The organism is Streptomyces sp. NPDC017890, from assembly GCF_044328675.1.
In the GTDB taxonomy this organism is placed as follows: Bacteria; Actinomycetota; Actinomycetes; order Streptomycetales; family Streptomycetaceae; genus Streptomyces.
The window spans coordinates 478,954-493,045 of the sequence record NZ_JBIRHU010000001.1 but is presented as its reverse complement, the minus strand read 5'-3'; the positions used below and the strand labels follow the sequence as shown (position 1 = coordinate 493,045).

12 protein-coding genes are annotated in these 14,092 nt (G+C 74.7%); 5 read left to right on the top strand and 7 right to left on the bottom strand.

What is annotated here, in order from left to right:
• Positions 1-228 precede the first annotated feature (228 nt).
• Genes ACH4F2_RS02090 through ACH4F2_RS02075 form a run of 4 tightly spaced genes read right to left on the bottom strand, consistent with a single transcriptional unit; the run spans position 229 to position 5,273 of the window.
• Positions 229-1,590, bottom strand: coding sequence for an AAA domain-containing protein (locus ACH4F2_RS02090; RefSeq protein ID WP_398130751.1), 1,362 nt, complete (start codon positions 1,588-1,590; stop codon positions 229-231).
• Complete coding sequence (locus ACH4F2_RS02085; protein ID WP_398130750.1) at positions 1,587-3,191, bottom strand: hypothetical protein; 1,605 nt, start codon at positions 3,189-3,191, stop codon at positions 1,587-1,589. The genes ACH4F2_RS02090 and ACH4F2_RS02085 overlap by 4 nt, the downstream gene beginning before the upstream one ends.
• A complete protein-coding gene (locus ACH4F2_RS02080) occupies positions 3,182-4,423 on the bottom strand; it encodes a hypothetical protein (protein ID WP_398130749.1) in 1,242 nt (413 codons plus the stop codon). The genes ACH4F2_RS02085 and ACH4F2_RS02080 overlap by 10 nt, the downstream gene beginning before the upstream one ends.
• A complete protein-coding gene (locus ACH4F2_RS02075; RefSeq protein WP_398130748.1) occupies positions 4,320-5,273 on the bottom strand; it encodes a phosphatase PAP2 family protein in 954 nt (317 codons plus the stop codon). The genes ACH4F2_RS02080 and ACH4F2_RS02075 overlap by 104 nt, the downstream gene beginning before the upstream one ends.
• A 195-nt stretch (positions 5,274-5,468) precedes the next feature.
• On the opposite strand from ACH4F2_RS02075, the gene ACH4F2_RS02070 reads away from it, so the two are divergent.
• Positions 5,469-6,065 (top strand): histidine phosphatase family protein, encoded by a 597-nt coding sequence (locus ACH4F2_RS02070; RefSeq protein ID WP_398130747.1) that lies wholly within the window; start codon positions 5,469-5,471, stop codon positions 6,063-6,065.
• Between the two features lie 306 nt (positions 6,066-6,371).
• Here ACH4F2_RS02070 and ACH4F2_RS02065 read toward each other — a convergent pair whose 3' ends face one another.
• Entirely contained in the window at positions 6,372-7,910 is a 1,539-nt protein-coding gene (locus ACH4F2_RS02065) for a hypothetical protein (RefSeq protein WP_398130746.1), read from the bottom strand.
• 296 nt (positions 7,911-8,206) lie between these two features.
• On the opposite strand from ACH4F2_RS02065, the gene ACH4F2_RS02060 reads away from it, so the two are divergent.
• Entirely contained in the window at positions 8,207-8,590 is a 384-nt protein-coding gene (locus ACH4F2_RS02060) for a hypothetical protein (protein ID WP_398130745.1), read from the top strand.
• 69 nt (positions 8,591-8,659) lie between these two features.
• Positions 8,660-9,529, top strand: a complete 870-nt coding sequence (locus ACH4F2_RS02055) for a spermidine synthase (protein ID WP_398130744.1) — start codon at positions 8,660-8,662, stop codon at positions 9,527-9,529.
• 60 nt (positions 9,530-9,589) lie between these two features.
• Here ACH4F2_RS02055 and ACH4F2_RS02050 read toward each other — a convergent pair whose 3' ends face one another.
• The gene (locus tag ACH4F2_RS02050; RefSeq protein WP_398130743.1) at positions 9,590-10,156 is read right to left on the bottom strand and encodes a hypothetical protein; all 567 of its coding nucleotides are present in this window, start codon (positions 10,154-10,156) and stop codon (positions 9,590-9,592) included.
• Positions 10,157-10,275: 119 nt separating this feature from the next.
• Between ACH4F2_RS02050 and ACH4F2_RS02045 the strand changes: the two genes are divergently transcribed.
• A complete protein-coding gene (locus ACH4F2_RS02045; RefSeq protein WP_398130742.1) occupies positions 10,276-11,001 on the top strand; it encodes a response regulator transcription factor in 726 nt (241 codons plus the stop codon).
• Entirely contained in the window at positions 10,998-12,455 is a 1,458-nt protein-coding gene (locus tag ACH4F2_RS02040; protein WP_398130741.1) for a sensor histidine kinase, read from the top strand. The genes ACH4F2_RS02045 and ACH4F2_RS02040 overlap by 4 nt, the downstream gene beginning before the upstream one ends.
• A gap of 90 nt (positions 12,456-12,545) precedes the next feature.
• On the opposite strand, the gene ACH4F2_RS02035 is transcribed toward ACH4F2_RS02040, so the two are convergent.
• The gene (locus ACH4F2_RS02035) at positions 12,546-13,985 is read right to left on the bottom strand and encodes a GH1 family beta-glucosidase (RefSeq protein ID WP_398130740.1); all 1,440 of its coding nucleotides are present in this window, start codon (positions 13,983-13,985) and stop codon (positions 12,546-12,548) included.
• Positions 13,986-14,092 lie beyond the last annotated feature (107 nt).

Sequence of the window (14,092 nt, the reverse complement as noted above, 5' to 3'; positions counted from 1 at the left end):
CGGCAGCTGGGGCGGGGCTGCCCTTGGCGCCTGCCGGTCAGGTGCCGGAGTGCCGGTCAGGGGCGCCAGACCGTCCGGTGCTCCGCCAGATGTGCCGGCACCGCGTGGTTCGCCTCCCAGCCGTCCGGGGCTGTGCCCGTTGGCCGCCTCGGGCGGTGTGCCGGACTCCGTCCGGCAGCTGGGGCGGGGCTGCCCTTGGCGCCTGCCGGTCAGGTGCCGGAGTGCCGGTCAGGGGCGCCAGACCGTCCGGTGCTCCGCCAGATGTGCCGGCACCGCGTGGTTCGCCTCCCAGCCGTCCGGGAACTTCACCAGCGTGCCCAGCTGGACCGGCTCCGTGGACGGATAGTCGTCCAGCAGCTCGTCCACGCCCTCCCGGCAGACCACGATGCAGGCGTGCCGGTGCCGGGAGGCCAGGACGCACAGGCGGCCCGTCTCCAGGTGGAAGGCGGTGGCGTCGGGGCGGCCGGAGAGCGGGTGCAGGACGACGGTGACGTCGTACTCGCGGCCCTGGAGCCGGTTCGCCGTGTCCACGGTCACGTCGCTCACCCCGAGGTCGGCCAGCGCGGACCGTACCGCCGCCGCCTGGTCCCGGTGCGCCGTGCCGACGGCGATGCGGCCGGCGGTCAGGGGGGCGGGGTCGGGTGAGCGCTCGGACAGCGCCGCGCCCTGCCGGTCGAGGAGCCGCCGGACCACCGCCGCCACCGCCCGCACCGCCTCCGGATCGGTGCGCGGCGTGTGCCGTGCGGGCAGCTCCAGCAGGCCCCAGCCGGACCGGGCGGCCTCGTCGATCACCCGGTCGGGGCCCGAGCCGTCCGACGCCACCGCGAAGGACAGAGCCCGGTCGCCGTGGTCCGTGCCGCTGCGGAACGGCGTGTACGGGTAGAACGCGTCGGAGACGAGCCGCGCCGCCGACGCCGGGAGCCGCCACGACACCGGCAGCCGGTGCTGGGGGAGGCCCGGATTGTGAGCGAGGAGAGTCGTCACCGCGGAGGCCGACGGGTCGTACGACAGGCCCGCCCACTGCTCGCTGCCCACGGTCGCGAACGGGTCCAGCTGACCCGGGTCACCCACGAACAGCGCCCGCTCGAAGAGGCCGGCGACCGCCAGCAGCGAGTCGGAGCGCATCTGGTACGCCTCGTCGACGATCGCGTACCGCCACGGCTCGTCCACCTTGACGTGCGCCCATTTCGCGGCGGTCGACAGGACGACGGCCTGCCCGGCGAGGTCGGCGGCCTTCGCCGACTTGCGTACGTTCGCCAGCTCGTCGAGCGCCTTGTCGTACGGGTCGGCGTCACTGCTGTGCAGGCGGCCCACCGGCAGGCCGGGGTTCTTCTCGGCGAGGCGCAGGACCAGGTCGTCGACCTGGGCGTTGGTCTGCGCCACGACCATCAGGGAGTGGCCGGCCTCGGCCAGCTCCAGCGCGGCCCGCACGACGAGCGTGGACTTGCCGGCGCCGGGCGGGGAGTCGACGACGACACCGCGCTCGGTGCCGTGCAGGGTGTCGTGGAGGATCGCGGCGGTGGCGCGGGCGGCCTCGGCACCCGGGTCGAAGGCAGGGGCCACGGGGGCCGCGGGGGCGGTGGCGGTCACAGCACGTCCTCCTCGGTCTGGGCGTCGGCGGCCTCCGGCACCGTAGCTGTCTCGCCGGGCGGGCCGCCGTGCGTCCACGGGGTCTGCTCCGGGTCGGGCAGCTTCGCGCCGCCCCGCTGCTCGTGCTCGAAGAGGGTGAAGCAGACCCGGTCGCCCTTCTCGGGCACCGACCCGGCTTCGGGCTCCTTGCCGCGGCCCATCTTGTCGACGATGCGCAGCACGAGGACGCCCTCGTCCTCCTGCCCGACGAACTCGGCCGTCTGCGGCTTGCCGCCCAGCGACCGGTAGACCTTCACCCGCTCGCCCAGGTGCGGGCGGTCGTCGGTGCGGACCGTGACCAGCGGGCGCGGACTGGGCCGCTTGCTCTCGCTGTACGCCATCACCACGTCGGTGACCTCCCCGGCGAACGCCTCGCCGGACAGCCGCCGCCCGGCCATCACCAGCGGATCGTCCAGCGCCTCCTGGGCCTCCAGCCGGGCCTGTTCGCGCTCGCGCGTGGCGAGCTTGTTCGCCGCGGTCACCGCGTCGTCGCGGCGCGGCTGCGGCGGCTCGCCGGCCAGGACGCGGTCGCGGTGGGACGTGAACGACCAGCGGTCGCGGGTCCAGCGGTCGACGACATGCGCGCCGGCGGGCAGCTCCCGCAGCAGGTCCAGACCCCGCCAGACCGTGTCCCAGGTGGGCCGCGTACGGCTCTCGACCAGGGTGCGGATCTCCCGCTCGGCGGCGGTGAGCGCGCCGAGCCGTTCGTCGGCCTCCAGGCCGTCCTCGGCGGCGGCGAGCGCGGTGCGGGCGCGGTCGTAGCGCTCGATGGCGGGGGCGAGCAGCTTGTTGTCGAAGGCCGGGTCGGTGGCCGGCCCCGCGGGCGGGCACAGCAGCTGGCCGTCGCGGTCGCGGGCGAGTTCGGCGCGTCGTGCGGCCTGCGCGCCGGTCAGTCCCGCGGCGTCGGCCTCCGGGGCGATCCAGGCCAGCAGCGCCCCCAGGTGCTGGTCCTCCAGCGAGGACTGCCCGGTCGCCCACTGCCGGCCCAGCAGGTCGGTCATGGCCAGGAGGAGGGAGGAGCCGGGGACCCGGGCCCGCTCGCCGTAGTGGGTCAGCCACCGGCCGAGCAGCGGCACCCTCGGCGGCGCGGGGTGCGGCGTCTGAGGGTCCTGCTCCGCCGTACGCCTGAAACGCATCGACCGGCCCAGCAGCCGGACGAAGTCGATGCCGGCGCGGCTCGGCACGATCAGCTGCGCGGCGTCCGCGCACAGGTCGACCTCCACCTTGACGCGCTTGCCCGTCTCCGGGTCGGTCTCGGTGCGCTCGGCGGTCTCGACACTGTCGGCGTACGCCTCGACGTGCGGCAGCACGATGCCGGCCAGCTCGGCCAGGAACGCGAAGCGCAGGTCGCGGTCGCGGGGCTGCGGGACGACCAGCAGGTGCGGCGCGTCCCGGTCGGTGCCGACCAGGGCGCCGAGCGGGGCACCGGCCTCACCGGCGGTGATCAGCGGCACGAAGACCAGCGGACGGTCGGACAGGTGCCGGTGCCGGACGGTGGCGGCGGGCTGGGCGCGGCCGGAGCGCACGGCCTCCAGACGGGCGAGCGTCGTGATCAGTGACACCCGGCCACCTCACTCCCGCCGACCGCGCTCCCGCCGACCCCGGTGCCGGCCGTCGCGAGTGCCTCCGCGCGCAGCCGAGCCGCCCTGCGCAGGGCGGTCACCGCCGGGTCGTCCGGATCGCCGGCCTCCCCGCGGGCCGCCGCCAGCACCTCCTCCACCGTCGACAGGCCGCCGAGCTCGGCCCGTACCGGGCGGCCCAGTGTGGTCACCGCGCCGGCCTCCAGGGACCGGCCGCGGCAGTGGAAGGCCAGCTCGCAGGCGGACAGGCACTCGGGCGCGTACGTCGCCGGGACCGCTTCGACCGCGGCCGTCAGCTCCTCGGCCGGCAGCGCGGGGGAGAAGCAGACACCCTCGGGGAGCGCGTCGGCGATGTCCTCGATGCGGGTCAGGCGGGCCAGCTGGCGGCCGGTGACCGCGCGCTGCTTGCGCACGTCGACGGCGGAGGCGGTGGGCAGGTTGGAGAAGTCCTTGGGGCAGACGAGGAGCACCCGGTGGCGCACGCGCGGGGCCGGTTCCAGCCGGGCGGCGACCCGCTCCAGGGCCAGCACGTACACCGCTGCCTGCCGGGCGGCGGCACCGACCTTCGCCGGGTCGGCGGAGCCGTCCAGCATCGGGAAGGACTTGATCTCGACCACCGTCCAGCTGCCGTCCGGGTGCACCACCACGGCGTCCGGCTCCAGGAAGGCGGGGGAACCGGCGACGTCGAGGGCGAGCATCGGGTGGTCGAGGAGCGTCCAGGCGCCGGGCGCACCGGATGCCCCGGGGGTAGCGGTGGCCTCCCGCAGCGCCAGTGACGTCCGGGCCGCGCGGCCCTCGGGGCCGGTCGCGGACAGGTCCGGTACGTGCGCGCCGGAGGGCGGCTCGGCGCCCCGGTCCAGCTTCTCGTGCACGAGCCGCAGCAGCTCGGCGCCGCCGTCCGCCTTGACGCGCGCCTCGAAGGCGTTGCCCCGTGTGAAGGCGAACTGCGACTGCCCGAAGACCGACGGCGAGCCCAGCGCGTTCGCGAGCGAGGCCTTGTCCACCCCGGCGCCGTCGAGGATCGCGCGGCGGCGGCACCCGGGGTTGGCGGCGAGTGCGGCCAGGGCACGCGCGTCCAGCGCCTTGGCCGGTACGTCGGGACCGCGCAGCTCAGCGAGCCGGTGCCGGAGTCTCGTCCCCCGCGTCCGCGGGGGAGGGGTCCGGCTCGGCTCCTGCTCCGAACCGCTGCTCGCGCTGCCGTGGAAATCGCTCACCCGGGGAAGTCTGGCATTCACCACTGACAATCGGGGAACTCGCGACGGCCGGGGCCTGTGCGGCCGGTGCGGCGCGGGTCGCGATCCGCGTCCGTACCCGGTCCGCGGTCCGCAGCACGTACGGCGTCAGGAGCAGTCCCGCGCCCATCACGGCCGCGCCCGCGACGGCGTCGAGGAAGTAGTGGTTCGCGGTACCCATCACCACGATCGTGGTCACCAGCGGGTAGACGACACCGGCCACCTTCGCCGTGCGCGTGCCGCCGTGGCGCCACAGCATCACGCCGCACCACAGGGCCCAGCCCACGTGCAGGCTGGGCATGGCCGCGTACTGGTTGGTCATCCCGCCCAGGCCGCGCGGCGCGCTCGCCTCGCCGCCCCACCAGCCGTACGAGCTGTACTGGTGCATCGTGTCGACGAAGCCGTGGCTCGCTTCCAGCAGCCGGGGCGGGCAGGTCGGCAGCAGGGTGAAACCGATGAGGCCGATGAACGTGGACGTCATCAGCCAGGTGCGGGCGGCCCGGTAGCGCACGGCGCGCGAGCGGAAGAGCCAGATCAGGATCGCCGGGGTGACCAGGTAGTGCAGTGACGCGTACCAGAAGTCGGCCGGTATGCCGATCCACGGCTCGCGGGTGAAGAGCCGGTTCAGCGGGTGCTCCGCGTTGAGGAACAGCGCCTTCTCCACGCGCAGGATGGCCAGGCCGTGGTCGACGGCGTCGGAGACGTCGCCCCGGACGAGGAGGCGGCCCGCCGAGTAGCAGGCGTACACGAGGACGATGAGCGGCAGCTCGGTCCACCAGCGCAGCCGAGGTTTCGGGGCCGCCTCGGTGCCCGGTGTCTCGGTGTGCGGCAATCCGATCGCCCTCCCCCTTCTTCTCGCGCGCGCCTCGGACGGACACGGGCGTGCCACTCTACGGCCTTCGTACGCCCGCTTCACGGAGCGCCCCCGGCCCTGATAGACGCCGGCAGCGCCCGCCGGGTTGCGCGGTCAGGGCGTGCGCGATGATGGAGGCGTCCCCTCCGACATTCCTCCCGGAAAGGCCCCTTCATGGCACCGCGCATCCTGCTGGCCCGGCACGGACAGACGGAGTGGTCACTGTCCGGCAGACACACCGGCAGGACCGACGTCCCGCTCCTCGAGGAGGGCCGGCGCGGCGCCAAACTGCTCGGTGAGCGGCTGCACCGGGCGCCGCTGGAGGGCCTGCCGGGGGTCGAGGTGCGCACCAGCCCGCTGGTCCGCGCGCGTGAGACCTGCGAACTCGCCGGCTTCGGCGAGCGTGCCCAGGCCTGGGACACGCTGATGGAGTGGGACTACGGGGCGTACGAGGGCATGACGCCGGCCGAGATACAGGCCGTCCGGCCCGGCTGGCTGATCTGGCGGGACGGGGTCCCCGAGGGGGAGAGCCTCGCGGACGTCACCGCGCGGGCGGACGAGGTCGTGGCGTGGGCGCGTGAGGCGGACCGCGACGTCCTCGTCTTCGCCCACGGGCACATCCTCCGGTCGATCGGAGCGCGGTGGCTGGGGCTGCCGCTGGACTTCGCGGCGCGGATACGGCTGAACCCGACGTCGCTGTCGGTGCTGGGGTGGGCGTACGGGGAGCCGGCGCTGGAGAGCTGGAACGACGTGGGACACCTGGCCGGCTGACACCGCCCGGCGCGACTGGCCCGGCGATTCCGACTGGTCCGTCCGGCCAGGCTCGGCCCGCTGGCTCGGCCCGCTGGCCCGGCGCGACTGGCCCGGCGATCCCGACTGACCCGGCGATCCCGACTGGCTCGACCGGCCTGGCCCACCTCGACCGGCCCACCCCGACCGGCCCACCTCGACCGGCCCGGCACCCGAGCCTGTGCGGGCAGGTGGTGCGCCGCCCGGCGTCGGGGAGCGCCTCCTCGTTGCCCGCCCGTGCCGCCCTGCGCGGCAGGACCGTCGGCGGCCAACGGGCGGTGACGGAACTCACGCCGTCCGCGGCAGGGCCGCGTGGCGGTCCAGGAAGGGCGCCACGCCCGAGGCACGCCGGTGTGGGAGGAGCACCCGGGCCGTGCCGGCCAGCATCGTGAGGATGCGGGACGACTGGACCTCACCCAGGAGGTCCAAGACCCGCATGCCCGCCCCCGCCGCCTCGTCGGGGCGGCCGCCGCGCGCCAGGTCGTCCGCCAGTTCCGCCGAGTACAGCGCGAGGTTCCGGGTGAAGTGCGGGTCCTGCAGTCCCGCCGCCCGTCGTGCGTGCCGGGCCGCCCGGGGCCAGTCGCCCAGGGTGGACCAGCACTGAGCCTCCAGCCCCTCCAGCTCGGCCTCGCCGTAGAAGCTCATCCACTCGGGGTCGGCGTCCGAGGCGCCCCGCTCGTAGAAGGCCTGCGCGCGGGCCAGCGCCTGCTCGCAGCCGACGCGGTCGGCGAGCCCCGCCCAGCCGCCCGCCTCGCGCAGTGCCAGCAGGGACTTCAGCCGGGCCGAGCCCAGCGGCCGGGCGGCGCGCTGTGCGGCCTGGGCCGCCCGTACCGCCTCGCGCGGCCGGCCTGCGTCACGGGCCAGGAACGCCATGTTGCAGAAGGCGTGCGCCTCCAGACCGGGGTCGCCGGTCATCCGGGAGGTGGCGAGGGCCTCGGCGTAGTGGGAACGCGCGTCGTCGAAACGCCCGGAGTCGTGCGCCAGCCAGCCCACGGAGATCGCCAGCTCACCCGCGCCCGAGTAGAGCCGGTCCGCCGTCGCCTGCCGGCTCGCACCGGCGTCCAGCAGCGCGTACGCGGTGCGCAGCGGGGCCGCCGCACGCCGGTAGAGACCGTCCGCGCCGTGCCGGTCGTCGAGCAGCCGGATCCGGCGTACGGCTTCTTCGAGGGCGCCGGCGTCACCCGCCCCGGCCCGGCGCACGGGGCGCTGTGCCGCCGCGGCGTCGAGGGCGAGCCCCAGAGGGCCCAGCGAGGCGGCGGCCACCGTGGCACCGCTCGTCATGAATGCGCGACGCAGCACGTCGCTCTCCTCATTGTTGTCGTGCGTGTCGTACGGGTTGTGCGTGTCACGCCTGTCGTGCGTTTCGTCCGTGTGATGCGTGTGATGCGTGTGATGCGTGTGATGCGTGTGATGCGTGTGATGCGTGCCGTGCGTGTCCCGCGTCTCGTACGGCTCGTCCGGCCCTCGCGTCTCAGTTGCGGTGCGCGGCGACGGTTCGGAGTGCGCCGGGGGCGCGTCCTCGGCGGTGTGCGCCCGGCGCCCGCGTACCGACGAGCGGGGCGCGAACCCCAGGTCGGTGAGCGTGCGGCCGGGGAACATGTGGAGGAACACTCGCTCGTACGCGTAGTTGGGGCAGCGGATCTCGCCCGCCTCGACCCGTCCGATGTAGCGCGCGTCACAGCTGACCCGCTCGCCGATCTCACGCGCGGCCCGGCGCACCGCGGCCGCGAACTCGGACGGTGAGCGCTTGCCGCGCCACCGCCGGAAGGCCTCGTTCGGCCGCGGTGGCCGTTCGGGCTGGGCGGAGGGCACTGTTGTCGACGCCATGGCCGGGTCCTCTCGTGCGAACCGTCGAACCATGCCGGGACAGGGGTGAGTTCTGAGGATTTCCCCTTCGCCAGTCCTGTTTCCGGCGAGCAAGAACGTACCGGCTGTGACGGATCGACCACGCGGTGTTTGGCCACAAACCGGATATCTCCTCCATGATCTGCCATGAAATGCCATCCTTTGCGGCCGGCTCGGGCCGTAGCTGTTGACGGTCCGGCGCGTTGAACACTGTGGACCGGGAGGCTCCCGACTCCCGACCCGCTCGTCCGAGGAGGAGTTCCGTGGTGGAGGCCGGGATGGATACCAAGCAGATCGGTGATCCCCCCTGCGATGCCTGCGACGTCGTCACCGTGCCGGCTCGGCAGGGCCTGGAGGCGGTCGACATCCTCAGGCGGGGTGCCGGTGAGGGGGTGGGCCCGGTGATCCACGACGACGACCGCGACACCCTGGGGTTCCTGGTGCCCCCGGGCACTGCCGCCGCCTGGGACGTGCCGGGAAGCACCTGCACGGAGACGGACGGCCGGGGACTGAACGTCGACCCGGCCCCCGAGCCTCCGGTCGCGGGCTCGGACTGGCTGCTGCCGCCCGGTGAGGCCGACCTGGCGACCGACCCCGCCGTGCTGCGGGCCGCGCTGGGCGAGGCGGCACGGCTGATCGAGGCCGCGGACAGCTGCCGCTGAGCCGTCCCGAGGACGCCGGTACGGCCGCACGCGGCGTCCCCGTCATTCCCGTGCGCCGATAATGGCCCGATGGGAAAGTCCAGGAACGCCCGTCGCGGGCGCGCTGCCGCCGAAGCCGTCGCCGAGAACGTCGACGGCGGGCTCGCCGAGCTGGTCCCCGACCGGGAACGGACGCGGGCCTGGACGCTGCTGATCGACGGCGCCCCGCAGTCGCACGTCGACCTCGACGACCCGGCGTACCTGTCCTTCGAGTACCAGCGCCGCCTCGGGCACGTCATCGACCTGGCCGCCCCGGCGGGCAGGCCCGTCCAGGCCGTGCACCTCGGCGGCGGCGCCTTCACCCTCGCCCGCTACGTCGCCGCCACCCGGCCCCGCTCCACCCAGCAGGTCGTCGAGAAGGACGCCGGCCTCGTCCAGCTGGTCCGCCGGGAGCTTCCCCTCGACCCCGGCGCGCGGATCCGGGTGCGCTCCACCGACGCCCGCGCCGGGCTGGCCAAGGTGCCCGACGGCTGGGCACAGCTGGTCATCGCGGACGTGTTCAGCGGGGCCCGCACCCCGGCCCATCTGACGTCCACCGAGTTCCTCGACGAGGTCCGGCGCGCGCTCGCGCCCGGCGGCGTCTTCGCCGCCAACCTCGCCGACGGCCCGCCGCTCACCCACCTGCGCGGCCAGATCGCCACCGCCGCCGACCGCTTCCCCGAACTCGCCCTCGTCGCCGACCCGGCCGTGCTGCGCGGAAAACGTTTCGGCAACGCGGTCCTCGTCGCCTCCGGCGACCCGCTGCCGGTCGCCGAACTCACCCGCCGCGCCGCCTCCGACCCGCAGCCGGCGCGAGTGGAACACGGCCGGGCACTGACCGACTTCACCGGCGGCGCCGCACCCGTGACGGACGCGGCGGCGGTGGCCTCCCCGGCACCGCCGGCCTCCGTCTTCCACTGACCCGGTGATTCCGGCCGATCACCGGTCCGCCGGCCGCCTCCGCCGGGCACGCCCGGCGACTCAGTAGCTTCCGATCTCCACCCGCGGCGGCGAGTCGTGCCACGTGCAGAACACCGACACCCGGTCCGCGCCCGACGTGAACTCCACCCGGATCCACGACTCCGTCTTCCACACCTGCATCGACCAGCCCGCGCCCGGCGTGGCCGACACCAGGGACGCGGACGAGGTACCGAGGTCGAACACCGCGCGGCCGCCGTCGGTGTCGTAACTCCTGACCCGGCCGGAGGCCGTCGGGGACGGACCGGGGGCGGCGGGAGCGGTGGCCGTCGCCGTCCGCGACGGGGCGGGACCCGGCTCACGGGGTGTCCCGCTCGGCGTCGGCGACGGGCCGTCCGGCGGGGACGGCCGCCTGGTGGAGGAGGCCAGGGGCTCCGAGCCGTCGGCGTCCCCCGCGGCGCCCGGTCCCCGCGAGTCGCGCTCGGACGCGTCGGCCGCCGTGATGGGCAGGGCGCGGGGACGGTCGTAGGCCGTGCCCGCCATCACCGTGTGGACACCCCACCACGACAGCGTGACCGCCGCGCCGGTGGCGAGCAGCCAGGCGAGTACGTGTACGAGTCCTCTGCGCATCGCGGCCATACTGCCTCACGCGTCACGCGTGTGTCGCCGGAACCTGTCCGGAACGGGGGCGGACCGGAGTTGTCCACAGGCCCGCACCGGGTTCGGCCGCATGGCGTACGGTGCCGCCCATGGCAAGTGTGCTCGTGGTCGAGGACGACCAGTTCGTACGCTCGGCGCTCATCCGGCATCTGACCGACGCCTCGCACACCGTGCGCAGCGTCGGTACGGCACTGGAGGCGCTGCGCGAGGTCGCCCACTTCCGTTTCGACGTGGTGATCCTCGACCTCGGACTGCCCGACCTGGACGGCTCAGAGGCGCTGAAGATGCTGCGCGGCATCACCGACGTACCGGTGATCGTCGCCACCGCCCGGGACGACGAGGCGGAGGTCGTACGGCTGCTGAACGCGGGCGCGGACGACTACCTCACCAAGCCGTTCTCCGTCGAGCACCTGTCGGCCCGGATGGCGGCCGTACTGCGCCGCGCCCGGACCGGCCCCGCGCAGGCGGCGCCGCCGACCGTCATCCGGGTCGGCGGCCTCACCGTCGACCCGCTGCGCCGCCAGGCCGAACTGGACGACACACGGCTCGACCTGACCCGGCGTGAGTTCGACCTGCTCGCCTTCCTGGCCGGCCGGCCAGGAGTCGTCGTCCCCCGCAGGGAACTGCTCGCCGAGGTCTGGCAGCAGTCCTACGGCGACGACCAGACCATCGACGTCCATCTGTCCTGGCTGCGGCGCAAGCTCGGTGAGACCGCAGCCCGGCCGCGCTACCTCCACACCCTGCGCGGCGTCGGCGTGAAACTGGAACCGCCCACGGACCCGGCGACGCCCCCCGGAGCGGAGCCGCCGCGATGAGATGGGCCCTGGTCAAGGTGTCGCTGGCGGTCACCGCGATGGTCGTGGTCGCCTTCGCGGTCCCGCTCGGACTGGTCATCCGGGAGATGGCCCGCGACCGCGCCTTCTCCAACGCCGAGCGGGAGGCCGCCGCCGTCGCCCCGGCACTGTCCATCACCACCGACCGCGACGAGTTGGAGCGCGTCGTCGCCTCCGCCGGCTCGGACGCCGGGATGGCCGTGCACATACCGGCGTCCGGTGGGAAGAGCGGCGGCACGGACGGGGCGGGGCGGCGCGGCACCGACATCGGCCCTCAGCGTGCCACCGACATCGGCCGTCAGCGTGCCACCGACGAGGACATCGCGGCGGTGCGCCGGATGGGGCGCGCCTCCACCACGGAGGTCACCGGCGGCTCCACGCTGCTCCAGCCGGTCGCGCTCAGCTCCGGCGAGATCGCCGTCGTCGAGGTGTACGTCCCCGAGTCCGCGGTCACCAACGGCGTCGGCACGGCCTGGGCGGTGCTCGCCGCGGTCGGCGCCGCCCTGATCGTCGGCTCGGTCGCGGTCGCCGACCGGCTCGGCGTACGGATGGTGCAGCCCGCGCGGCGCCTGGTCGAGGGGGCGCACGAGCTGGGGGAGGGGAAACTGGGCGCACGCGTGCCCGTGGAGGGGCCCAGCGAACTGCGGCTCGCGGCGGTCGCGTTCAACTCCATGGCCGACCAGGTCGTCCAGCTCCTGGCCAACGAACGCGAGCTGGCCGCCGATCTGTCCCACCGCCTCCGTACGCCGCTCACCGTGCTGCGGCTCAACGCCGCCTCCCTCGGCGAAGGGCCGGCCGCCGATCAGACCCGGGCCGCCGTCGAGCAGCTGGAACGCGAGGTCGACACGATCATCCGCACCGCCCGGGACGCCAAACCGCAGACGGCCGCGGCCGGGCCCGGCGCCGGGTGCGACGCGGCCGAGGTGGTCCGGGAGCGGATGGGGTTCTGGTCCGCGCTCGCCGAGGACGAGGGCCGCAAGTGGCGGGTGGCCGGCACCGACCGGCCGGTGCGCATACCCGTGGCCCGCGCCGATCTGGCCGCCTCCCTCGACGCCCTGCTGGGCAACGTCTTCCGGCACACCCCCGAGGGCACCGCCTTCGCGGTCGACCTGCACAACGGCGAGGACGCGGTGATCGTGCTCGTCTCGGACGCGGGCCCCGGCATAGCCGACCCCGAGGCGGCGATGGCCCGCGGCCGGGGTTCGGGCAACGACGGATCCACCGGGCTCGGCCTGGACATCGTGCGCCGCCTCGCGGAGTCGACCGGCGGTGACGTGCGGATCGGCTCGTCCGTGCTGGGCGGCACCGAGGTGCGGATCTGGATCCAGCTGGACGGGCGGTCGGCGCCGGCACGGCGCGGACACCGGGGTGCCGTACGGCGTCGGCGGCAGCCCCGGCCGGCCTCGCCCCCCAACCGGTCCCGGTCCCTTCCCTGAGCGCGCCACGGGGGCGGCGAGCGGGGGCGCGGCGTCCCCCCGTGGAATGCCGCGCCCCCGCCCTCCCCCGCCCCCCCTCGGGACAGTGGTCTACTCGGCCGACTCCACCGGCGGCAGGGACCCGCTCCGGGCCGCCCGCCCGTACCACTGGGCGCTCGACTTCGGGGTGCGCTGCTGGGTGGCGTAGTCGACGTACACCGCGCCGAACCGCTTCTCGTAGCCGTAGGCCCACTCGAAGTTGTCCAGCAGGGACCACAGGTAGTAGCCGCGGACGTCGGCGCCGTCGGCGATGGCCCGGCGGACCGCCCTGAGGTGGCCGTCCAGGTAGGCGACCCGCTCGGGGTCGTGCACCGTGCCGTCCGCGCCGGGCTTGTCGTCGTAGGCGGCACCGTTCTCGCTGATGTACAGCGGCAGCCCGGGAGCCTCGCGGTTGTAGCGCATGATCAGCTCGTGCAGGCCGGTCGGGTCGACGCTCCAGCCCATCTCCGTACGCTCGCCCGGCGGCTGGTGGAACGTCACGTCCTCCGTGGCCGGCCACGGCGAGTGGTCGCTCTCGCCGTGTCCGCCGGAGTTCGGGACGTGCGAGCCCGCGTCCGCCGCCGACACCACGGTGGGCGTGTAGTAGTTGAGGCAGATCGCGTCCAGCGGCTGACGGATCAGGCCCAGGTCGCCGTCCTCGACGTGTGACCAGTCGGTGACGGACGCCGTCGCCTCCAGCAGGGTCGCCGGGTAGGCGCCGTGCAGGATCGGGCCGTGGAAGATGCCGCCGGACAGGTCGTCGATCTTCCGCGCCGCCGCCAGGTCCGCCGGCTCCTGCGACAGCGGCCGGACGACGGAGGTGTTGAGGCTGATCGCCACCGAGTTGCGGGCCGGCATCACCGAACGCAGGGCGACCGTGCCCAGGCCGTGCGCCAGGTTCAGGTGGTGCGCGGCGCGCAGCGAGGCCGCCGCGTCGGTACGGCCGGGGGCGTGCACCCCGGAGGCGTAGCCCAGGAAGGCGGCGCACCACGGCTCGTTGAGCGTGATCCACTGCTCCACCCGGTCGCCGAGCGCCTCGCCGACGATCTGCGCGTACTCGGCGAACCGGTACGCCGTGTCCCGCTCCGGCCAGCCGCCCGCGTCCTCCAGCTCCTGCGGCAGGTCCCAGTGGTAGAGGGTGACGGCCGGCTTGATCCCGGCGGCCAGCAGCTCGTCCACCAGACGGCGGTAGAAGTCGAGGCCGCGCTGGACGGCGGGGCCGCGGCCGGTCGGCTGCACCCGGGGCCAGGAGACGGAGAAGCGGTAGGCGCTCAGCCCCAGGTCCTTCATCAGCGCCACGTCGTCGCGGTAGCGGTGGTAGTGGTCGACAGCGATGTCACCGGTCTCGCCGCCGGCCGTCTTCCCCGGCGTATGGCTGAAGGTGTCCCAGATCGAGGGGGTACGGCCGTCCTCCCGCACCGCGCCCTCGATCTGGTACGCCGAGGTCGCGGCGCCCCACAGGAAGGCAGGGGGGAAGGTCACCGGGGTCACCGGCGTTGCGGACTCAAGCATGGAAGCGCTCCCATAACGGGTCGTGACGGGTCGTGGAAGACCGGCGTGTACGAAGGACGAGGGGGGATGGCGGGGTCGGGGCGGCGGTGACCCGACCCCCGGGTGCG

Coding starts and splice junctions, on each gene's coding strand:
- ACH4F2_RS02065 (WP_398130746.1), bottom strand. CDS start 7,910: ATGGCGTCGACAACAGTGCCCTCCGCCCAGCCCGAACGGCCACCGCGG.
- ACH4F2_RS02060 (WP_398130745.1), top strand. CDS start 8,207: ATGGATACCAAGCAGATCGGTGATCCCCCCTGCGATGCCTGCGACGTC.
- ACH4F2_RS02045 (WP_398130742.1), top strand. CDS start 10,276: ATGGCAAGTGTGCTCGTGGTCGAGGACGACCAGTTCGTACGCTCGGCG.
- ACH4F2_RS02050 (WP_398130743.1), bottom strand. CDS start 10,156: ATGCGCAGAGGACTCGTACACGTACTCGCCTGGCTGCTCGCCACCGGC.
- ACH4F2_RS02040 (WP_398130741.1), top strand. CDS start 10,998: ATGAGATGGGCCCTGGTCAAGGTGTCGCTGGCGGTCACCGCGATGGTC.
- ACH4F2_RS02035 (WP_398130740.1), bottom strand. CDS start 13,985: ATGCTTGAGTCCGCAACGCCGGTGACCCCGGTGACCTTCCCCCCTGCC.
- ACH4F2_RS02055 (WP_398130744.1), top strand. CDS start 8,660: ATGGGAAAGTCCAGGAACGCCCGTCGCGGGCGCGCTGCCGCCGAAGCC.
- ACH4F2_RS02070 (WP_398130747.1), top strand. CDS start 5,469: ATGGCACCGCGCATCCTGCTGGCCCGGCACGGACAGACGGAGTGGTCA.